Genomic DNA, 19,906 nt, shown 5'->3' on the forward strand with positions numbered 1-19,906 from the left:
GGAATTGGTCTGATTTTTAATCAAATGAATAAACGAAATAAGGATGAAAAAACTTGTGATGGAGGAGCTCAATAGATTAACTGTTGAGGATTTTAAAGTGGCAGATAAAAATGATTTTTGTTTGATATTAGATGATATACGAAGCATGGCAAATGTTGGTTCTATTTTTAGAACAGCTGATTGTTTTCGTGCCTCTAAAATATATTTATGTGGAATCACTGCACAGCCGCCACATCGTGAGATTGAAAAAACCGCATTGGGGGCTACTGAATCAGTAGATTGGGAATATCGAGAAGATGTTTTGGAATTAATTGGAGATTTAAAATCTAAAGATTGGCAAATTGTAAGTTTAGAACAGGTCGAAAATAGTATTTATCTAGATGATTTTTTGCCAGAAAAAGGCAAGAAGTACGCTTTCGTATTAGGGAATGAGGTTTTTGGAGTGAAACAAGAAATTGTTGAAAACTCAAATTTAATTTTAGAAATTCCCCAATTTGGCACTAAACATTCTTTTAATGTAAGTGTTTCAACGGGTATTTTGCTTTGGGATTTTTATTCCAAAACTAAATTATTGCTTAAATAATATAAAAACTCTGCTAAGGCCTTTAACTTTTAACTCAACATAATATCTGTCGGATGGCAAAGTAGGATCGAGAGGAACTTCTTCAGGTAAGAGAATACTTGGAAAATAAGTTTCTTTTATCTTTTGTCCAATAGAATTAAATATTGTTACATTGACATCAATTAATTCAGCATCTGAAGTAATATAGAACTTATTATCGACAATAGGATTTGGATATACAGCTATACCGTAATGATTTAAGTCTTGCGTTATAGAAATAATACTTGACATGCCTGATCTGCATTCGAGTACTCTAGAGCTAGGAGTTGTAAAAGTATTTATTCCTTTTACAGAATATAAACCTGATTCTCTTATATAAAAATTCTCATTTTCTAAGGTTGTAAGATAGTTGTTGTTTTGAAACCACTCTATTTTTTGAACACTATCTTTTTTTAACGCTCTAATGAAAAAAGGACCTTCCTGCTCAATATCTGGAGTTTTAGGTACTTCTAAAAAAAGGTATTTTATTGTATCTGACTCTGGTGAAGGACAATCAAAATTACTGTAAAGCGTTACTTTTAGTGGTTCAGGGAGTTCTTTTGAAATAGTAATATTGTTTCCTTTTGTACCGTCGCTCCATATTGCATCGAAATTATAAAAATTATCTACTTTTGCCTGAATAGTTTTACCTTCACATTCATATCCATCGGAAGCAATTAATTGAATAATCGGTTTGGTTGGTGGGTCGACAAATTGAGGATATATATCATTTGACTTTGGCGACAAACAGCCTTGCGAACTTCTGTAATAGGCAAAATATTGTCCAGGTTGATTTACAGATAATTGATTTGATATTTTACCTGTATTCCAATTTACTTCATATTTGAAGTTTGAGGCTTGTAAATCCACTGTTTTTCCAGTGCAGCCTTTTAGGCTATTTACTGCTGAAACTACAGGCTTGTCTTTGGGGAATACATTTGGAACTATTATTTTGTTAGTATATAGAAGATTTGTATAACCATCTCTTAATACTGCAGACACCTCTCCAGTAGAAGCTTTTAAAGTACTCGAACCACTACTATTGTTCCACAAGTAAGTTTGATAAAGTTTGTCAAATTTAAAATTAGCTTCAGATTGATTAATACATGAATATTTAATTTCTACAATGCCTTTTGGCAAAACAGGATTTACTTGAGAAAAGAATTGATTTGTTAATGCTAAGTTCCAAGCTTGCCCTAATAGATCTATTCCTTTGATTGTACTCGTGTTTTCAAAGTGAACGCCATCAGGTCTTGATGGTTGAATGTCGTCAGTAGCAGGACCTGGCCAAACGTTTTCTATATTTGCAATTGCTCTATTTTGTGCGTTTATTATTGAGGTATTAATAGTTGTATTGTTTCTGGAAGCTCTAGAAATTACCCACGGTATTTTTTCTCCAGTATTATTTCTAGTTTCATTTATTATAGTTCGAAGATTTTCGAAATGTGTTTGTTCGTGCACATTTATTGCGGCATCTGACTCGCCTTGATGCCATAAAATGGCTCTTATGCCATAGATAGTAATTAATGAATGTAAAGTACGCCTTAGACCATGATAAGGCATATACCTTTGAAACACTTCTCCAGTTCTAATGTGATAAGTATCGACACCATATATTGAATTTACCCAGTTTTCAGTAGAAGTTCCAGATAATGCTGTGTTGTAAAACATTATAGGAACATTAAGTTTGTTAACCAATAGGTCACCGAGTTCTGCATAGCACCAAGGTGAATAACCTGTAGGCCCAATATTGGTATTACCTAACACATTGGTAAATTTGTCAATTGGAAGTGCAAGCGGAAAATTGTCATAATCGTAGGTTGACTTGTTGAAGTAGTTAGGTTCAAAAGCCAAAACTCTTTCATCGCTTGCACCTGGGGCATTTGGAGAAGCACCATCTCCTTGGGCATTAGATTGGCCAGCAATAACAAAAACTTCACCTATTCCAACTTTTTCAACACTTCTAGAAGCAATTATATTTCCATTCAGAATACTTCGAAGCTCCAATTTATACCAACCTCCTTTTCCCTCAATAGAGCCGGTAAAGCTAAGACCATCTATTTGGTCATCAACCGTTACCCAATCAGTAGCTGTACCAGAGTTATTAAATCTAGGCACAAGCCTTCCCTCTACTTTGTCTGCATCTTTGTCAAGAATACCAGTAATATGTATGTTTCCAATATTGTTTGTATTTCTTTGAAATACAGATTTTTCATAGGGAATCGTAATACTCATTTGTGCATTACAAAACAGAATACCTCCTAAAAAAAGACCTATATTACTTAAAAAATATTTTTTAAAAATATTCATCAAAATTTAAAGTTGGTTAAAATTGGGTTCTTTTAACAATATCAATGTATGCCATTAAATTGTTTTAAAAATCTAACATCGTTTTCAAAAAACAGTCTAAGGTCGTTTATGCCATACTTTAACATGGTAATTCTTTCGATTCCCATGCCAAACGCAAAGCCAGTATATTCTTCAGAGTTTATATTACAATTTTCTAATACATTGGGGTCAACCATACCTGAACCCGCTATTTCTACCCATCCTGAATGTTTACAAATATTACATCCTTTACCATGACATATAAAACATGATACGTCAATTTCAGCACTAGGTTCAGTAAATGGAAAATAACTTGGTCTGAGTCTTATTTTGGTATCTTTGCCAAACATTTCTTTCGCAAAATGCAAAAGCGTATCTTTTAAATCCTTAAAGCTTACATTCTTATCAACGTAAAGACCTTCTACTTGGTGAAATTGGCAATGGGCTCTGGCTGATATAGCCTCATTTCTATAAACTCTCCCAGCCATAATTGACCTGATTGGAGGTTTTTTATATTCCATTAATCTGATTTGAACATTAGAGGTATGCGTCCTTAATAACAAGTCATCTTTTGTGATTGCATTTTTTTCTACAAAAAAAGTATCTTGCATTTCTCGTGCTGGATGATTTTCGGCAAAATTTAATGCTGAGAAATTGTACCAGTCACTTTCAATTTCCGGGCCATCTTCTGCATTGAAACCCATTCTAGCAAAAATCTCTAAAATTTTACGTTTTACGATGGTCAATGGATGTAATCCTCCTAGTTGATTAGGAATTTCAGGAAGCGTTAGGTCAGGGATAGCTCCCGAAGATTTTTCAATAGAAGTTGTTTTTCCAGAAATAGAAAGTTCTTGATGGATATCTTCTAACTTATTTTTAAGCTTATTGAGATTTTGTCCGACTATTTTCTTTTGCTCATTATTGATTTTTTTGAAATCATCAAAAAGCTCGTTTAAAATTCCTTTTCTACTTAAATATTTTAGTCTGAAATCTTCTGAATTTAGCTTATTGTCTTGTAAAAAACTTTCCGCCTCTTTTATTACTCTTTCTATTTTTTCTATCACAACAATATACATTAAACCGCAAATATAATATTTTGAAAGCATTAATATTAATAATAATGAGCAGATTGGCTTTTTAAATGTGGAAAATCTTATTTTAAGGTTTTGTAGCCTAAAATTACTTAAAATATTTTGAGGTATTTTTACTTAACTTAATAGGTAGAAATACCTGTTTTGTATCTTTGGGATATCATTAATGCGTTGATTTTTAATTGTTTATTTTTTTTGAGCTGTTTGGGAAACATACAATCTAAGATTTTATATATTAATTTTACAATTGTTAGTCTTTTCCGCTGAATAAGCCATCTAAAATTTCGCATAATTATTAAATCTCTTTAGCTATTTAAAAACTAATTCTGAATTAAAGATTTATTTTATTCTCAAGAAATCCAGAAAACAGCATTTTAGAATGTATTTCTGGATTTTTTAATTTACAATTTTATAGAGCTCTTTTGCTTTGGCTCTTGAATAGAAATTAAAATGCCACCACTCGCTATTAATTGATTCAAAACTGTATTTTTTCATAACATTTCTCAATAACACCCTATTGCTTATTTGCTGTTCTGAAAGTTTACCTAGTTTTTGCATTTTATTTTCAAGGCGAGGATAAGCCAGATCCCCGAAAAAATCATATTTTGTTCCCATATCTAATGGTTCTTGTTTATTCACATCAAAAAGTGTGAGGTCTACGGCACACCCATAGTTATGTATGGAACCTTCAGAGGGATCAGCCACAAAATCTTTCCTACGTTTTGGAGGAATTGAATCTAATTTTTCCCAAAGAATAACTTGTATTGAATGCGGTCTAGTGGCATCATAAATTAGTAATCTTAATGCTGGGTTTATTGTTTTTAAATAATCATTTGCTTTCGCAAGTTCTTCTGCTGGTTTTTTCTGCAAAAAACCTTTATCAAAATCTCCGTATACATCTTCACCAAAAAAATTGTCTTTAGAGCTATATTTTAAATCTACTAAAATCGTACTGTCCAAAGTTTGAATATTTACCAAACCTTGGGAAATCATGGAGTTTTCAAAAGGGGATGTTTTTGCTGATTGTGGTTTTTCTGTAATTCTTTCGTCTAAAATTAAATTCTCTGTTTCGGCCTGTTCTTTTTTATTGTTGCAAGAAATAAAGAGAATCCAAGCTGCTGAAAATGAGATAAATTTTAAACAATATTTTTTTTGTATTTTTTGCATTCTTAAAATAGCAATCTTTTGTTTTCGAAATCTAATATAAAAAAACTAATTTGCTTCTTTTATTTATAAAAAGGAAACATTCATGATTTTAAATTACATCTGGGTTGGTTTTTTTCTTGTTGCTTTCATCGTTGCCCTAATAAAATTAATATTTTTTGGAGATACAGAGATTTTTAAAATACTAATGGAGGGGATGTTTAAGTCTGCAGAATCTGCGGTAATGGACTTGGCTTTGCCATTAGCTGGTGTCATGACATTTTTTTTAGGAATACTGAAATTGGGTGAGGAAGCAGGTGTTATAAGAGTTTTGGCCAAAATTATTGCACCGTTTTTCAGCAGACTCTTTCCTGAGGTTCCTAAAGACCACAAAGCCAACGGTGAAATGATTATGAATTTTTCAGCAAATATGTTAGGTTTGGATAATGCCGCGACACCATTTGGACTTAAAGCTATGAAAAGTCTTCAAGAGTTGAATCCGAATAAAGATACCGCTTCAAATGCTCAAATTATGTTTATGGTTTTGCATAGTGCTGGGCCAGTTTTAATTCCACTTTCTATCATGGCACAGCGTGCAATTTACCATGCTGCAGACCCCTCAGATATTTTTATTCCTGCCTTAATATCAGTATATGTGGCCACTTTTACTGGACTTTTAATTGTTGGGGTTAAACAAAAAATAAATTTTTTTGATAAAACTTTATTCTCCTGGTTGATAGGCATTACAGCTTTTATCGTATTTGTTCTTTGGTATTTTTCCGGATTATCAAAAGATGAAATTGAGCTTAAATCAAAGATTTTGAGCAACTTAATACTCTTTTCGTTCGTAACTGGATTTGTTGGGGCAGCATTTTACAAAAAGGTGGATATTTTTCCAACTTTTATTGAAGGTGCCAAAAGCGGTTTTGAAACCTCCGTAAAGATTATACCTTATTTGGTAGGTATGTTGGTTGCTATTAGTGTTTTTCGAAATTCAGGAGTTTTGACAGATTTAACCAACGGTTTGAAATGGTTAGTATCTTTTACTGGTATTAATACCGAATGGATTGATGCATTACCTACTGCATTAATGCATCCATTGAGTGGTAGTGGATCTAGAGCTATGATGATTGAGACATTTGACAATCCTAATTTCGGTGTTGACTCTTTTGTTGGAAAGCTTTCAAGTGTATTTCAAGCTTGTTCGGATACTATTTTATATGTCTTAGCAGTATATTTTGGTAGTGTAAGTATTAAGCATACTCGCTATACTTTAACTGCGGGGCTTTTGGCAGATTTAGCTGGGGTTATTACCGCTATAGTTGTTTCCTATATATTCTTTTATTAATGTCTTCTACGGTATTTTGCCCTGATTTCATCTCTTGAGCATGAGTTATTGCTACAACCAGTGTTTGTCAAACTTTGTACTAAAAAACCTATTCCTAAAATATAAAGAAAAACATTGTTGGAAAAATATACGGCAGCTCCGATAAATATAACTGATATGCTTAGATGAGTTATTCTTAGTATTGTCCAGTTTTTTAAGAAATTTTCCATTATTGTTATTTTATACTTTTGTAACAAATTTAAAGGGAGAATAATTTGTTTCTGACCGTTAAATGCTAAAGTATTGTTAAATCTTGTAATAATTTTGATTTTGTTAATTTTACAAATTAAAATTGTTCAATAATTTTAAGAAAAGGTAAACCCATAAAAAAAATGAAAACTATTAAAGTATTATTGATTTTAATATCAATAACAATTATCTCCTGTTCTAAATCAGGGAAAAAAGCCTTGGAGTCAGGAAATTATTATCAAGCGGCAATTCAAGCCATTGAAAAACTCCGAAAAGATAGTAATAATGACAAATCACTAGAAGTATTACCTAATGCCTATGGATTGGCTAAAGAGGATTTATTGAAAGATATTGGAAGAGCAAAAGTCGCGAATCAGCAATTTAAGTACGAAAGAGTTGTGGAAGACTACAAAAAGTTGAACGATCTCCATGACAGAATTGAAAAATGTGTTGCTTGTAGAAATATAGTTTCTCCAGATTCTTACTATTCTGAATATCAGAAAGCCGTAGATTTAGCAGCAAATGAGCGATATGACTTTGCAAATTCCTTATTAAAAAAAGGAACAATCGATAATGGAAGAGCAGCTTATGATAATTTTAATGCTTTATTAGCTTTTGCACCAGATTTTAAAGACGCGTCTGAAAAAGCGGAGGAGGCTCTGTTTGTGGGGTCCTACCATGTGGTTGTTGAGCAGCCTGCAATAAACTCAAAAATGTACCAATACAGCAATGAGTTTTTTCAAAGTAAAATAGATGAGTTTTTACAGACAAATAGAAGACTTAATAAATTTATAAGATTTTATCAACCTGCTGAAGCAAAGGAAATTAAACTTAATCCTGACCATGTTGTGAGATTAGAGTTCATTGAATTTGTTGTTGGAGAAACCAATCTTAAATCGGATAAAGAAACTGTTATTAGTAAAGATTCTGTAAAAACAGGAACTGCGAAATTAGGTGGCAAAAACGTAGATGTTTATGGCTTAGTAAAAGCTACTATAACTAGATATCAAAAATCTGTTAGATCTCGTGGAATAATGTCTTTAGAAATATATGATTATAAATCAAAGAAAGTTTTATTGAAAGACCAACTCCCGGGTGAATTTGTTTGGGATACTAAGTGGGCATCATACAACGGCGACGAAAGGGCTCTGTCGAAAATTGATTTAGAAGCAACTAAGTTTAAAGAGCAAATGCCGCCTCCTGCTCAACAAATGTTTATCGAATTCTGTAAACCGATTTATGATCAGTTTTCAACAAGAATAAAGAAATTTTATGACAAATATTAAAAAAAGAAAAGTCGAGATTGCTCTCGACTTTTTTTTATAAATTTTCAAAATCAAAAGTTTCTAGAAATGAAGTATTGAACTTTCCAGATTTAAAAGTTTCGTCATCCATGAGTTTTAAATGGAATGGAATCGTAGTTTTTACGCCATCTATAAAAAACTCTTGTAATGCCCTTTTCATTCTTACTATTACTTCTTCTCTGCTTCTAGCTGTCACAATAAGCTTAGCTATCATTGAGTCATAATTTGGTGGAATAGTATAACCTGCATAAACATGCGAGTCAACTCTGATTCCATGCCCGCCTGGTAGGTTTATCTGTAAAATTTTACCAGGGCTTGGTCTAAAGTTATTCTTTGGATCTTCTGCATTTATTCTACATTCCATCGAATACATTTTCGGGAAATAGTTAATTCCAGAAATTGGTATACCAGCAGCCACCTTTATTTGTTCTTTTATTAGATCAAAATCAGTAACTTCTTCTGTTATAGGGTGTTCCACTTGGATTCTGGTGTTCATTTCCATGAAATAGAATTTTCCGTGTTTGTCAACTAGAAATTCTACAGTACCAGCACCTTCATATTTAATGGCTGTTGCACCTGCTATAGCTGCAGCTCCCATTTGCTCTCTTAGTTCGTCAGAAACTACTGGAGAAGGAGTTTCTTCAACGAGTTTTTGGTGTCTTCTTTGAATTGAACAATCACGCTCAGAAAGGTGGCAAACTTTACCGTATTGATCGCCAACTATTTGGATTTCAATATGTCTAGGTTCTTCAATGAATTTTTCAAGATATAAACCATCATTACCAAAAGCCGCACCAGATTCCATTTTGGCATCGTCCCAGTTTTTTTGGAAGTCTTCCGATTTCCTGATGATTCTCATACCTCTTCCGCCGCCGCCAGCCGTTGCTTTTACTATTACAGGATAACCCATAGCTTCGGCTAACTTTATACCTTCTTCAACAGATTCTAATAAGCCTTCTGAGCCGGGTATACAAGGAACACCAGCTTTTTTCATCGTTTCTTTGGCAGTGGCTTTATCTCCCATTTGGTTGATTTGCTCAGCGGTAGCACCGATGAATTTTATTTTGTAATCTTCACAAATTCTAGAAAATTCAGCATTTTCTGATAAAAAACCATATCCCGGATGAATGGCATCTGCATTGGTAATTTCAGCAGCAGAAATTATACTAGGTATATTTAGATAAGACTGTTTACTAGCAGGAGGTCCAATACATACAGCTTCATCTGCAAATCTAACGTGTAGGCTTTCTTTGTCTGCTGTGGAATAAACAGCAACAGTTTTAATACCCATTTCTTTACACGTACGAATTATTCGAAGAGCTATTTCGCCTCGATTGGCAATTAATATTTTTTTAAACATAGCTTTTGAAATTTAAACCTCAAGATGGGTCAATTAAGAAAAGAGGTTGGTCATATTCCACAGGAGTAGCATCGTCAACCAATATTTTTACGATTTTACCTGAAACTTCGGCTTCGATTTCATTAAATAATTTCATCGCCTCAAGTATACAGATTACTTTTCCTGAGTTTATTTCATCTCCAACCTCGATGAAGTTTGGTTTTCCTGGCCCCGCTGATCTATAAAATGTTCCAATCATAGGAGCTTTTATTTCGATCAAATTTGAAGCAACAACTGGTGCTTCAACTATTGCAGGAGCACTTTGGCTTTCTTTTGAAGGGGCAATATATTCCACCGCCTGGCTAGTTGATTCTTGAACAGGAGCTGAAACATAATGAACCGGGCTTCCTCCATTTCTTTTGATTTGTAGTTTCAATTCCGAGGTTTCAATGTTTACCTCATTTAAATCAGACTTTGAAATAAAATCTATAAGTTTTTGAATTTCTCTAGTATCCATGTTTTAAAGGTTATTAAGGTTTAGTTACAAATGTAATAACTTAAACCATTTTTTATAAATATTTTATTTCTCTTTTACTCGAGAATCGTACTCGTATGAAGAAGTGTTTACTTTGATAAGTTCGTCGTTGTTAATAAAAAGAGGCACTTTAATAGTAGCCCCAGTTTCTACTGTCGCTGGTTTGCTTGCGTTTGTAGCTGTGTCTCCTTTTATTCCAGGTTCAGTGTAAGTAATTCTCAATTCTACATAAGCAGGCATCTCAACTGAAAGTGGAGTTTCTGTTTCTGAATGAACTAAAATATCTACGTTTGAGCCTTCCTTCATCAAATCTGCTAAAGGAACCATTGCATCGCCTAATGATATTTGTTCAAAAGTATCATTGTCCATGAAATTGTATCCTAATTCATCTTTGTATAAAAACTGATATGGACGTTTTTCAATTCTTGCCGTGGTAACTTTTTCTCCGGCAGTAAATGTATTGTCTAAAACTCTGCCAGTTTTAATGTTTTTAAGTTTTGTACGAACAAATGCTCCGCCTTTTCCAGGTTTTACGTGCTGAAACTCTACTATAATAAAAAGGTCATTGTTCCATTCTAAACATAAACCGTTTCTAAAATCTGCTGTTGTTGCCATTGTTATTTTTCTATATTTATTCTTAAGCTTAGAAATACTGATTTCTCAGAGATTCTAGCAAAATTTATTTTTTTTGAATCTTTATAAAAATTAAAGTTATTAGCTCCTGAGTTTAACCCTAGTTTAACTGAAAATGAATCACTTACAGTATAAACTACATAAATAGTGGAGTTTAGATTATTGTTTTTTGAGAAAATACTGTTGAAAACCACAGGTTTAAGTTCCATATCTACAGGAATTACAACTTTGGATGAATCCACACTTTTTGAAAGATTAAATGAGGCAACTTCTTGCATTATGCCTAATCCAAAATCTTTATGGAAAAATTCAACACCTAAAGGTAGATTAAAACTAGAATTTAAAAAACTATCTTTGACAATAAGCTGAGTCGAACCACTTTTTTTGTCTGGAGGCCAAATGGTTTCCTTAAATACTTTACCAGTAAACTGGAAAGAAGTAATAATACGGACAGGAATTCTCTTTTTTAATTGAAGCATTTCCCCAACAGAAATCGAGAAATTATTATTTGATTTTGATAGATTCGTTTTAAAATTAACATTAGTGAAGGTTCTAATTTCTTGAGAATAGGAAAAACTTAGTCCCAAAAACAAAACCAATAATGTTAAAATTATTCTTCTCATATAATCAAATAGCCCATTTTACATAAACAGACCCCCATGTAAATCCACCACCGAAAGCGGCTAATATAAGATTATCTCCTTTTTTTATCTGATCTTGGTAATCAAACAAACAAAGCGGTATAGTAGCAGCGGTGGTATTTCCATATTTTTGGATGTTTACCATAACTTTGTCTTCGCCTATACCCATACGGTTGGCTGTAGCATCTATAATTCTTTTGTTGGCTTGATGTGGCACCAACCATCTTACGTCCTCGCCCTTCAAATTATTTTTTTCCATTATAGCAGCAGCAACATTTGCCATGTTAGTCACGGCAAATTTAAATACTTGCGGGCCTTCTTGATTGATATAGTGGTAGCGTTTGTCGATGGTATCATGCGAGGCGGGATATTTACTTCCACCACCTTTCATAATCAAATGGTTCTCTCCACTTCCATCTGAGTGTAACATAAAATCTATGATTCCGTTTTCACCTTCGGTTGGCTCTAATAAAACGGCTCCAGCTCCATCACCAAATAAAACACAGGTTGTCCTGTCTGTATAATCTATAATTGAGGACATTTTGTCCGCACCTACTACTATTACTTTTTTGAACCTTCCTGACTCTATGAACTGAGCACCAGTGGTTAAGGCATATATAAAACCAGAACAAGCTGCTAAAATGTCAAAACTGCAGATACTTGGAATTCCAACCTGAGTACATACCAAATTGGCGGTTGAAGGGAACATATAGTCTGGAGTAACTGTCGCTACAATAACCAAATCTATATCATTTGGGTCTGTGTTGGTTTTTTCTAAAAGACCTCTTACTGCTTCTGCAGCCATTACTGAAGTACCTTTACCTTCACCTTTTAGAATCCTTCTTTCTTTTATGCCTGTTCTTGAAGTTATCCATTCGTCATTAGTCTCTACAATTTTCTCTAAATCGGCATTGGTCATCACGTCTTCAGGTACATAACCGTGTATACCAGTAATGGCAGCTTTCAAATTCATAGGCTTAGTTCTATTAGAAATCTAAAATTTTACAAAAATACTTCTTTTATTTTATCTACCACCTTAGACTCAATTTGTTTTTGAGCAAGTAGTATCATGTTTTTTATTGCAAGAGGCGTTGATATACCATGACCAACAATCACGTTTCCGTTTACGCCAATTATAGGGCTACCACCAGCCACCTCATAATTCATCCTGTTGATAAGCTGATCATTAATGCCTTGTGTTGCACAATATTCATAAAGAGATTCACCCATTTTAAACATCACATTTCCAGTAAAACCATCAGTTACAATTACATCAGCATGTCCATCAAATAGATCCCTGCCTTCGATATTTCCAATAAAATTTACTTTCTTGTTGTTTTTCAGGAGTTGATAAGCAGCTTGAGCAACAGTATTGCCTTTTTCTTCTTCTGAACCAATATTTAAAAGCCCAACTTTCGGGTTTTCAATATTTAATGCAAATTTGGCATAAAGACTACCAAGTTCTGCAAACTGCATGAGTACTTCAGGCTTACAGTCGGCATTGGCACCAATGTCCAGCATAAGACTATATTGCCCATTTTTTAAAGGAAAATAACCCGCAATAGGTGGCCTTTGAAGGTTTCCGATTGTTCTTAAAGTAAACAATGAGCCTACCATCATAGCACCGGTATTGCCAGCACTACAAAATGCTGACACTTGGCCTTCCTTTAAAAGCTTAAACCCAACTCCTATAGAAGAATTGGGTTTTTGACTAAATGCTCTAGTAGGATGTTCGTGCATTTCGATGACATCATTGGTGAATATCATCTCAATAGCATCTTTTCTAAACTCAAGGTCATGAATGACTTCGAGCATAGCATCTTGCTTTCCGATTAATACAATTTGATAGTCTTCTGGTAATTCAGAAGTAGCTAAAATAGCTCCTTCTATTACTGCTTTGGGGGCAAAATCGCCTCCCATTGCATCAACTGCAATTTTCTTCATCGGTTAAATTATTTTTTGGAAACTAATATTTACTTCGAATTAATTGTAGTTTTCTACAACCAATTTACCACGATAGTAAAGGTTTCCTTCGCTTACATGTGCATGATGACGAAGGTGAACTTCGCCTGTAGTTACATCTACTGACAATTGTTTTGTAGACAATGCATCATGTGTTCTACGTTTGTCTCTTCTGGTTTTGGAAATCTTCCGTTTAGGATGTGCCATATCTGTCTAAAAATTATTATTACTATTCTTCTAAATTCTTAAGTTTAAACAATGCTGCCCACCTTGGGTCTACATCGGTTATGTTTTCTTTGATTTCTATATTCGGATCAATGTATATCAATTTTCCGTCTTCGTAATCATCGTCCTCTTCTCTGTATTTGGGATGAAGCTTTTTCATGGGAACGCTTAGTAATATAAAATCTGAGATTAACTCAGCTACATTTATTTTAGGTGTTCCAAATGCCAAAACTTCAATCTCGTCGCTCATTTCTTGAGCTTCTTCTCCAAACTTATAAATGTGAATTTCCTCTATTTTGAAATTTTCTACAAACTCTTCAAGACTTCTGTCACAAACAAGCTTTAGGTCAGCATCAATATTGAATTTTAACCTAATTAACAAACTTGTTTTCTCTAAAGCAAGATTTACCTTGAAATTCCCGCCCTCGATGATGTCCTGCTCAAAGAGTTGGAAAAAAGAATCAGACCCTTCGAATTGGTACTCATAGGTTCGGTCTTCTAAACCATGAATGTTAATGTCAAAATCTGAAATTACTTTGTTCACTTTTTTACAGAAAGGCTGCAAATTTACAGTCTTTTTTTGAGAAGAAAAAGTTTTGATTGAATAAAATCCGATATAGTTAATTATTTGTGGATGATTTTCTGTGTTTTCCCAAATAATTCCTATTTTAGCAAAAATAATAACAGAAAAATGATTGTTTTCGATGTTGGAAATACCGATACTGTGGTTGGCTTTTTTGATGGTGAAGTATTGGTTAATAAGTTTAGAATTAAGTCCTTAAAAAGTGAGAATTCTATATTTTTCGAGTATCGAATTCTCAATTTTATGTTGGAAAATAACATAGAAAAATCAAAATTGAAAGTAGCGGTAATTAGTAGTGTTGTGCCAATACTCACTCCTTTTTTTGTGAATTTTTGTGAAAAATTTTTAAATATTCGTCCTAAAGTTGTTTTTCCAGCAAAATCTAATTTGTTAAAAGTTAGTATTGATATGCCAGAGGAGCTTGGGTCTGACCTTTTTGTTAACGCTCTTGCTGCTTATCATATTTTCAAAACTGACTGTGTAGTAGTTGATTTTGGCACCGCTCTTACTTTTACAATTGTTAGTGAACAAAAAAATATTGAAGGGGTTGTGATATTGCCTGGGATGAAGACTGCTATAAAGTCTTTGTTTTCGCAAACATCTCTATTGCCCGAAGTAAAACTGGAAAAGCCGGTATCTATTATTGGTAAAAACTCAATGCATTCTATCCAATCTGGAATAATTAATGGATACGAAAGTATGGTCCTTGGGATTGTATCAAAAATAAAGGCTGAGGTAGGTAAACCGATGAAAGTAATAGGAACGGGTGGTTTGTCATCTGTTTTGACAGATATCGGTTATTTGTTTGACTTGGTAGATATTGACCTGACTATTAAAGGCTTGTACTTGTTTGGCAAACATCAAATATAGAATTTTTTCAATTCTATGTATGCTTCGACTTGATCTGTAACAAGGTATTTTATATTCTTTTGTTCTTGTAATCTTTTGCGAATGTATGTGGCCGATATATCTAAAAGGGGAGCTTTCACAAACTTTACTTTTGGATGATTTCCGAAATCATGAGCTGGAGTGTTTGGTCTTGGATAAAGGTAAATTTCGTAAAATTCTAAGATTTTTTCGTAGTTTTTCCAGTTTTGAAATTGCACCAAATTGTCTTCTCCCATAATCAAAACAAACTCATGTTCTTTGTACTTGTCTGCTAAGATTGTCAAAGTATCTATAGTATAACTAGGTTTTGTTAGGCTGAATTCTATATCAGAAACTTTGAGTTTGTGGTTGTCAGCTATAGCCCGCTCAACCATAGTATATCTGTCGAATTCGTGTAAGAGAGAGCTGTTCTTTTTAAAAGGATTTTGAGGGGAAACAATAAACCAAACTTGTTGTAAGTCAGTAGAGGTAGCCATAGTATTGGCAATAATTAAATGGCCAATGTGTATTGGGTTAAAAGAACCGAAAAATAATCCAATCTTCATTAGATGTAAAGAGGTTTTTCTTTGATTTCTAGTTTTTCATTACAAAAATCTTCGTACAGTTGTTCGGTCTTTAAATAAGAAGATTCTAGGTCGTCGTTTAATAAAACCACATCGAATTGATCTTGGAAGGCCATCTCAAATTTAACTTTGTAAAGGCGTTTTGAAAGGCTTTCTTCGGTTTCAGTTCCTCTGCTGACTAGTCTTTTTTCGAGTTCTTCCATTGATGGTACTTTTACAAAAATAGCAACAGCAGTTTCTCCAAAATATTCTTTAAGTTTTAGTCCTCCCTTTACATCTACATCAAAAATTACATTTTTGCCACTTTCCCAAAGGCGTTCAATTTCTGTTTTTAAGGTGCCATAATATCCTCCTGGATACACTTCTTCCCATTCAATAAACTCTCTATTTTTTATTTTTTGCTTAAACTCATCTATAGAAAGGAAATAATAATCTTGGCCATTTACCTCATTTCTTCCTCTGCGGTCTCTGGTACATGCTGAAATAGAAAAACCCAAGTCAGATTTAGTACTAAGTAGATGCTTCACTAGGGTGGTTTTTCCAGAGCCAGAGGGAGCACAGAATATTATTGCTTTTCCTTTTTTCATTCTAAAAATAAAAATCCACTGAAAGAGAGTTTTTTCAGTGGTTTAATCTAAAATTGATGATATTTTTTAAATAAATATTTCTTGGATAACTTTGATTTTTATAACTAATCCCAATATTAAAAGTAATCCTATTCCTATTTTAACTTTGAGTTGTTCTATCGTTTTTTGAGGACAACATACTTTGCTTACTTTCGTTTTTAGGCTTTCCTTTATAGATTTCTCTAGTTCGTAACCATCAACGCAAGGTTTGCAAACTTCAATGTTGTTTTTGAAATGTTCAATTTCGTCTGGAGTTGCAGAACCATCCAAAACTGCCTGAATCATCTTCATGCATTTTTCGTGATTTTCACACTCCTCTTTCATCAATTCATTCCCCGAGCATTGAGCCATCCTAAATATCAGTTTAAAATAATTTTATTAACGTAATTCTTTATATCCCATGGACTTTGCATAAGAACGTAATTTCTCTTTCAATAAGTTCCTTGCTCTGTGTAATCTTGATCTTACAGTGCCAATTGGTATATCTAAGATCTTCGCCATTTCCTCATAAGTGAAGCCCTCAATGTCGCAGAGGATGATAACTGTACGAAAATCTACTGGCAGACCATTAAGTGCCATAGCTACTTCGTCACCAATCATGTCTTGTACGGCTTCTATTCTTAGGTCTGTAGTGCTCTCGTATTCAGCATCTTCAGTAGAGTTGTAAACAGTTTCAACTTCTTGATAGTCAACCTTTGAAGGTTCTTTGCTTTTCTTACGGTAGTCGTTTATGAAACTGTTTTTGAGGATTCTAAACAACCAAGCTTTGGAGTTGGTGCCTTCTTGAAATGAATTGATGAACCTAAAGGCCTTCATGAAAGTATCTTGCATGAGGTCGTTGGCATCGTCTTCATCGTTGGTTAGTCGAAAGGCGAAGTTATACATCGAATCTACGTGGGGCATAAATTCTTTATCAAATATCCGGTACTTTTCTGCTTCCGAATATTTAGGCTTACTTTCTATTAACTCTTCTTCTTCTTCTTCGAATTCCATGCCTTGTTGCCGTTTCTGCAAAATTACCTTATTTTTTTTATTTAAGTACAAGTTAATTGGGCAATCGTGCTAAAAAAATATTTATTTGATTAATGGTAAATATCTTTAAAGATAGGTCTCATAAAAGTATGAAAACTTTTTTGAGTATCTTTGTTTATAAAATTTAAGATTTAAAACATGACAAGAAATTCAATTGGTGAGCTTCCTGAATTCTTCGATAGATATATATTGTTAAACGATGAGAATTTGGATTTGTGCGAAGGTTTGGAGAAATTCTCTCCCCAAAGAATATTTTCTGATGTTGAAAAATATAATTTGTTAGGTGAAAGAGTTTATGCTCTTGGCAAGTGGACTGTTAAAGATATTTTACAGCATTGCATAGATACAGAGCGTATTATGGCGTATAGAGCTATGAGTTTTGCTAGAAATGAGAATCAATTGCTGCCAGGGTTTGATGAAAATAGATATGCTGAAAATACAAATTTAGAAAACAGAAGCATTGAGAGCTTGTTGGAAGAGTTTTCGATTTTGAGAAAATCTACAATTTTCCTTTTTGAAAATATGGATAAGCCCATGCTATTAAGAAAAGGTCAAGCAAATAGCCAGAAGATTTCATCATTATCTTTGGGGTTTGTTATCATTGGGCACGCTATGCATCATGAGAAAGTCTTGAGAGAAAGATATTATCCAATTTTATTGCAGACTTTAGAATATGGGAAATAAAAATTAATTTTCTTATAGTATTAAAATTATTTAAAGAATCGTTTGCAATTTCTAAAGTGCAAGTTCAAAATTCCAGATTTATCCTCTTGCCTTTTTTGTTTTATATAATGTTACCTTTTTGAAAAAATATCTCTTTTTTATTTTATCTCTTTTTGTTTCAAACGTTTGCCAAAGCCAAACGATATCCAGAGGTCCATATTTGCAAATGGGTTCTTCAACTAATATGACGATAAGGTTAATAGCAGACATTGAAGTATTTGCCAAAATAAAATATGGAGAGTCTTTTGAAAATCAAACCTTGAATTTGTCCAGTTTGACTGCTCAAGCCTCTCACATCCTACAAATTGAAAACCTTAAGCCCAAGACTAAATACTATTATAGTGTGTATTTAAATGATAAGTTAATTGAAGGAGATACTTCTAATTATTTTATTACTTCACCGTTGGCTGGCGGTATTGAAAAGGTAAGTATGGTAGCATTCGGTGATTGTGGAACTTTGCAAACAGCTCAAGTAAAGGTAGCTGAAAGTGTTAAATCTTACTTTGGTTCTAAGCCTATCGATGGTTGGCTTTTATTGGGTGATAATGCTTACAATTACGGTTTTGACAAGGAATATCAATCTAATTTTTTTAATGTTTATCAAAAATATTTCTTAAGAAATACTGTGATTTGGCCTGCACCTGGTAATCACGATTACAGCGACAAAGTTTGGCCTAATGATATTGGATTAAAACCAGATTATTATAATATTTTTAGTGTGCCAAATTTGGGTGAGTGTGGTGGCCTCGCTTCGGGAACATCCGCTTATTATTCTTATAATTACGCAAATATCCATTTCGTCAGTTTAGACTCTTATGGTGTTAATGATAGTAAAAAGTTATATGAATCGCCAAATTCCCAAACGGATTGGTTAGAGGTAGATTTAAAAGCCAATAGTGCCATGTGGACGGTTGTGTATTTTCACCACCCTCCTTTTTCCAAAGGCTCTCATGACTCCGATAAAGAGTTGGATTTGATTGCTATTAGGGAAAATATTGTCAGAATTTTAGATAAATATAAAGTTGACGTTGTGTTAAGCGGTCACAGCCATAGCTATGAGAGGTCCTACTTACTTCATGATTATTTCGGAAATGAATTGAGTTTTGAAAATGAAAAATATGCTAGCAGCAATTCTAATGCAAACTATAATGGTTCTATAAATTCCTGCCCTTATATTAAAACTGATAAGGGGACAATTTACGTAGTAGCTGGAAGTTCGGGTTGGGTCGGGTCAAAAAGCGAAGGTTATCCACATAATGCCATGGTTAATTCAAATGTTGAAAATCCAGGAGCTTTTATTCTAGAAGTTGAAAGCAATAAATTTACAGGGAAATTTTTGACTTCAAATGGTGTGATATTTGACGAGTTTACGATTTTGAAAAATGTAAATCAAAAAATAGATAAATTGATAGAATGCGGAGAAGAGTTTTCGGTAAAACCTTCCTGGGATGGAAAAGCTTTTACAGAGTTGGGTATTTGGAATAACAATGAATTTACTATTGATAGTTTGAATAATAACATAAGTTTCTTGATATCAGATGAGTATGGATGTTTAGCTGATACTATAAATGTACAGGTTTTGGACTACCCCAAGCCAGTGGCTTTTTCTAACTCTCCAATTCTGGAAAGGCAAGATTTACAATTGACAAGTAAATTTGAAGGAAATGGTAACCTTACTTGGTTATTTAAAAAAGATACAGTTGGCGTTGCTGAAAATCTTACATTAAACAATGTTACTATTGAGAATGCAGGTGAATATATTCTAAATGCAAATTATAAAACTTGTATAAATAGTGATACTGTTTCTGTTGAAGTGCTTAAGATTCTTGAAAAAGAAATAGAAAACGAAAACATTGCTTCGGTTTTTCCCAATCCTGGCTCTGATGTATTTACTTTGGATTTAGAGATGTTTAAAGGCGGTGAATACTATTATCTGATTTCGGATATAAACGGTCATCTTTTGTTTAAATCGAAATTGATAAAGTTTATTGAAGGGAAAAGTCAAGTTTCGGTAAATTTGGAGGGTTTTGCTTCAGGAAATTATTTTTGTATTTTAATAGGAGAGGATTTTAAAGTTGTTAAGAAGATTATAAAAAAATAGCCTTGGGATTTC

General features: G+C 33.4%; 22 protein-coding genes. 6 read left to right on the plus strand and 16 right to left on the minus strand.

Going from position 1 to position 19,906, the window contains the following annotated elements:
• Positions 1-43 precede the first annotated feature (43 nt).
• Positions 44-583 (plus strand): RNA methyltransferase, encoded by a 540-nt coding sequence (locus EGI22_RS19410; protein ID WP_255070109.1) that lies wholly within the window; start codon positions 44-46, stop codon positions 581-583.
• Here EGI22_RS19410 and EGI22_RS19415 read toward each other — a convergent pair.
• The 3 genes from EGI22_RS19415 to EGI22_RS19425 form a co-directional block, all read right to left on the minus strand.
• Positions 569-2,911: a sialate O-acetylesterase gene (locus EGI22_RS19415; RefSeq protein WP_255070110.1), complete on the minus strand. Its 2,343-nt coding sequence runs from the start codon at positions 2,909-2,911 to the stop codon at positions 569-571. The two genes, EGI22_RS19410 and EGI22_RS19415, sit on opposite strands and share 15 nt — an antisense overlap.
• 41 nt (positions 2,912-2,952) lie before the next feature.
• Positions 2,953-3,993 (minus strand): phenylalanine--tRNA ligase subunit alpha, encoded by a 1,041-nt coding sequence (gene pheS, locus EGI22_RS19420; RefSeq protein WP_255070111.1) that lies wholly within the window; start codon positions 3,991-3,993, stop codon positions 2,953-2,955.
• 423 nt (positions 3,994-4,416) lie between these two features.
• Positions 4,417-5,187 carry a M15 family metallopeptidase gene (locus tag EGI22_RS19425; protein ID WP_255070112.1) on the minus strand — a complete coding sequence of 257 codons (771 nt, stop codon included), beginning with the start codon at positions 5,185-5,187 and terminating at the stop codon, positions 4,417-4,419.
• An 82-nt stretch (positions 5,188-5,269) separates the two neighbouring features.
• On the opposite strand from EGI22_RS19425, the gene EGI22_RS19430 reads away from it, so the two are divergent.
• The gene (locus EGI22_RS19430; RefSeq protein ID WP_255070113.1) at positions 5,270-6,511 is read left to right on the plus strand and encodes a nucleoside recognition domain-containing protein; all 1,242 of its coding nucleotides are present in this window, start codon (positions 5,270-5,272) and stop codon (positions 6,509-6,511) included.
• Here EGI22_RS19430 and EGI22_RS19435 read toward each other — a convergent pair.
• Complete coding sequence (locus EGI22_RS19435) at positions 6,508-6,720, minus strand: hypothetical protein (protein ID WP_255070114.1); 213 nt, start codon at positions 6,718-6,720, stop codon at positions 6,508-6,510. The genes EGI22_RS19430 and EGI22_RS19435 overlap by 4 nt on opposite strands.
• Positions 6,721-6,882: 162 nt before the next feature.
• Here EGI22_RS19435 and EGI22_RS19440 point away from each other — a divergent pair, with 162 nt between their 5' ends.
• A complete protein-coding gene (locus EGI22_RS19440; protein ID WP_255070115.1) occupies positions 6,883-8,025 on the plus strand; it encodes a hypothetical protein in 1,143 nt (380 codons plus the stop codon).
• 34 nt (positions 8,026-8,059) lie between these two features.
• On the opposite strand, the gene accC is transcribed toward EGI22_RS19440, so the two are convergent.
• From accC to EGI22_RS19480, 8 genes are all read right to left on the minus strand, one after another.
• The gene (gene accC, locus EGI22_RS19445) at positions 8,060-9,403 is read right to left on the minus strand and encodes an acetyl-CoA carboxylase biotin carboxylase subunit (RefSeq protein WP_255070116.1); all 1,344 of its coding nucleotides are present in this window, start codon (positions 9,401-9,403) and stop codon (positions 8,060-8,062) included.
• A 19-nt stretch (positions 9,404-9,422) separates the two neighbouring features.
• Positions 9,423-9,899: an acetyl-CoA carboxylase biotin carboxyl carrier protein gene (accB, locus tag EGI22_RS19450; protein ID WP_255070117.1), complete on the minus strand. Its 477-nt coding sequence runs from the start codon at positions 9,897-9,899 to the stop codon at positions 9,423-9,425.
• A 63-nt stretch (positions 9,900-9,962) separates the two neighbouring features.
• A complete protein-coding gene (efp, locus tag EGI22_RS19455; protein ID WP_255070118.1) occupies positions 9,963-10,532 on the minus strand; it encodes an elongation factor P in 570 nt (189 codons plus the stop codon).
• 2 nt (positions 10,533-10,534) lie between these two features.
• Positions 10,535-11,173, minus strand: coding sequence for a hypothetical protein (locus EGI22_RS19460; protein WP_255070119.1), 639 nt, complete (start codon positions 11,171-11,173; stop codon positions 10,535-10,537).
• A 4-nt stretch (positions 11,174-11,177) separates the two neighbouring features.
• Positions 11,178-12,164: a beta-ketoacyl-ACP synthase III gene (locus tag EGI22_RS19465; RefSeq protein WP_255070120.1), complete on the minus strand. Its 987-nt coding sequence runs from the start codon at positions 12,162-12,164 to the stop codon at positions 11,178-11,180.
• A gap of 29 nt (positions 12,165-12,193) precedes the next feature.
• Positions 12,194-13,135: a phosphate acyltransferase PlsX gene (gene plsX, locus EGI22_RS19470; protein WP_255070121.1), complete on the minus strand. Its 942-nt coding sequence runs from the start codon at positions 13,133-13,135 to the stop codon at positions 12,194-12,196.
• Between the two features lie 39 nt (positions 13,136-13,174).
• Positions 13,175-13,360, minus strand: a complete 186-nt coding sequence (gene rpmF / locus EGI22_RS19475; protein WP_255070122.1) for a 50S ribosomal protein L32 — start codon at positions 13,358-13,360, stop codon at positions 13,175-13,177.
• 22 nt (positions 13,361-13,382) lie between these two features.
• Entirely contained in the window at positions 13,383-13,922 is a 540-nt protein-coding gene (locus tag EGI22_RS19480; RefSeq protein WP_255070123.1) for a DUF177 domain-containing protein, read from the minus strand.
• 147 nt (positions 13,923-14,069) lie between these two features.
• Between EGI22_RS19480 and EGI22_RS19485 the strand changes: the two genes are divergently transcribed.
• Complete coding sequence (locus EGI22_RS19485) at positions 14,070-14,831, plus strand: type III pantothenate kinase (RefSeq protein ID WP_255070124.1); 762 nt, start codon at positions 14,070-14,072, stop codon at positions 14,829-14,831.
• Here the strand turns inward: EGI22_RS19485 and nadD are convergent.
• The 4 genes from nadD to EGI22_RS19505 all read right to left on the minus strand — a co-directional run bounded on the left by nadD (position 14,822) and on the right by EGI22_RS19505 (position 17,031).
• Positions 14,822-15,394 carry a nicotinate (nicotinamide) nucleotide adenylyltransferase gene (gene nadD / locus EGI22_RS19490; RefSeq protein WP_255070125.1) on the minus strand — a complete coding sequence of 191 codons (573 nt, stop codon included), beginning with the start codon at positions 15,392-15,394 and terminating at the stop codon, positions 14,822-14,824. The two genes, EGI22_RS19485 and nadD, sit on opposite strands and share 10 nt — an antisense overlap.
• Positions 15,394-15,999, minus strand: a complete 606-nt coding sequence (gene gmk, locus EGI22_RS19495) for a guanylate kinase (RefSeq protein WP_255070126.1) — start codon at positions 15,997-15,999, stop codon at positions 15,394-15,396. The genes nadD and gmk overlap by 1 nt, the downstream gene beginning before the upstream one ends.
• A gap of 66 nt (positions 16,000-16,065) precedes the next feature.
• Positions 16,066-16,389, minus strand: coding sequence for a hypothetical protein (locus tag EGI22_RS19500; RefSeq protein WP_255070127.1), 324 nt, complete (start codon positions 16,387-16,389; stop codon positions 16,066-16,068).
• Positions 16,390-16,416: 27 nt separating this feature from the next.
• Positions 16,417-17,031: a sigma-70 family RNA polymerase sigma factor gene (locus EGI22_RS19505; protein ID WP_255070166.1), complete on the minus strand. Its 615-nt coding sequence runs from the start codon at positions 17,029-17,031 to the stop codon at positions 16,417-16,419.
• Positions 17,032-17,208: 177 nt separating this feature from the next.
• Between EGI22_RS19505 and EGI22_RS19510 the strand changes: the two genes are divergently transcribed.
• Together EGI22_RS19510 and EGI22_RS19515 are read left to right on the plus strand one after the other, a co-directional pair.
• Positions 17,209-17,754, plus strand: coding sequence for a DinB family protein (locus EGI22_RS19510; RefSeq protein WP_255070128.1), 546 nt, complete (start codon positions 17,209-17,211; stop codon positions 17,752-17,754).
• Between the two features lie 223 nt (positions 17,755-17,977).
• Entirely contained in the window at positions 17,978-19,894 is a 1,917-nt protein-coding gene (locus EGI22_RS19515) for a metallophosphoesterase (RefSeq protein ID WP_255070129.1), read from the plus strand.
• Positions 19,895-19,906 lie beyond the last annotated feature (12 nt).

Origin of the sequence: Lacihabitans sp. LS3-19, from assembly GCF_024343575.1 — a bacterium.
In the GTDB taxonomy this organism is placed as follows: domain Bacteria; phylum Bacteroidota; class Bacteroidia; order Cytophagales; family Spirosomataceae; genus Leadbetterella.

Bases quoted from the DNA above. Each gene is read 5' to 3' on its own strand.
- EGI22_RS19430 (WP_255070113.1), top strand. From the start codon at position 5,270: ATGATTTTAAATTACATCTGGGTTGGTTTTTTTCTTGTTGCTTTCATC.
- EGI22_RS19435 (WP_255070114.1), bottom strand. From the start codon at position 6,720: ATGGAAAATTTCTTAAAAAACTGGACAATACTAAGAATAACTCATCTA.
- EGI22_RS19505 (WP_255070166.1), bottom strand. From the start codon at position 17,031: ATGGAATTCGAAGAAGAAGAAGAAGAGTTAATAGAAAGTAAGCCTAAA.
- EGI22_RS19410 (WP_255070109.1), top strand. From the start codon at position 44: ATGAAAAAACTTGTGATGGAGGAGCTCAATAGATTAACTGTTGAGGAT.
- EGI22_RS19460 (WP_255070119.1), bottom strand. From the start codon at position 11,173: ATGAGAAGAATAATTTTAACATTATTGGTTTTGTTTTTGGGACTAAGT.
- EGI22_RS19440 (WP_255070115.1), top strand. From the start codon at position 6,883: ATGAAAACTATTAAAGTATTATTGATTTTAATATCAATAACAATTATC.
- plsX (WP_255070121.1), bottom strand. From the start codon at position 13,135: ATGAAGAAAATTGCAGTTGATGCAATGGGAGGCGATTTTGCCCCCAAA.
- rpmF (WP_255070122.1), bottom strand. From the start codon at position 13,360: ATGGCACATCCTAAACGGAAGATTTCCAAAACCAGAAGAGACAAACGT.
- EGI22_RS19415 (WP_255070110.1), bottom strand. From the start codon at position 2,911: ATGAATATTTTTAAAAAATATTTTTTAAGTAATATAGGTCTTTTTTTA.
- EGI22_RS19510 (WP_255070128.1), top strand. From the start codon at position 17,209: ATGACAAGAAATTCAATTGGTGAGCTTCCTGAATTCTTCGATAGATAT.
- accB (WP_255070117.1), bottom strand. From the start codon at position 9,899: ATGGATACTAGAGAAATTCAAAAACTTATAGATTTTATTTCAAAGTCT.
- EGI22_RS19485 (WP_255070124.1), top strand. From the start codon at position 14,070: ATGATTGTTTTCGATGTTGGAAATACCGATACTGTGGTTGGCTTTTTT.
- efp (WP_255070118.1), bottom strand. From the start codon at position 10,532: ATGGCAACAACAGCAGATTTTAGAAACGGTTTATGTTTAGAATGGAAC.
- EGI22_RS19515 (WP_255070129.1), top strand. From the start codon at position 17,978: ATGACGATAAGGTTAATAGCAGACATTGAAGTATTTGCCAAAATAAAA.
- gmk (WP_255070126.1), bottom strand. From the start codon at position 15,999: ATGAAAAAAGGAAAAGCAATAATATTCTGTGCTCCCTCTGGCTCTGGA.
- EGI22_RS19500 (WP_255070127.1), bottom strand. From the start codon at position 16,389: ATGGCTCAATGCTCGGGGAATGAATTGATGAAAGAGGAGTGTGAAAAT.
- nadD (WP_255070125.1), bottom strand. From the start codon at position 15,394: ATGAAGATTGGATTATTTTTCGGTTCTTTTAACCCAATACACATTGGC.
- EGI22_RS19465 (WP_255070120.1), bottom strand. From the start codon at position 12,164: ATGAATTTGAAAGCTGCCATTACTGGTATACACGGTTATGTACCTGAA.
- EGI22_RS19425 (WP_255070112.1), bottom strand. From the start codon at position 5,187: ATGCAAAAAATACAAAAAAAATATTGTTTAAAATTTATCTCATTTTCA.
- accC (WP_255070116.1), bottom strand. From the start codon at position 9,403: ATGTTTAAAAAAATATTAATTGCCAATCGAGGCGAAATAGCTCTTCGA.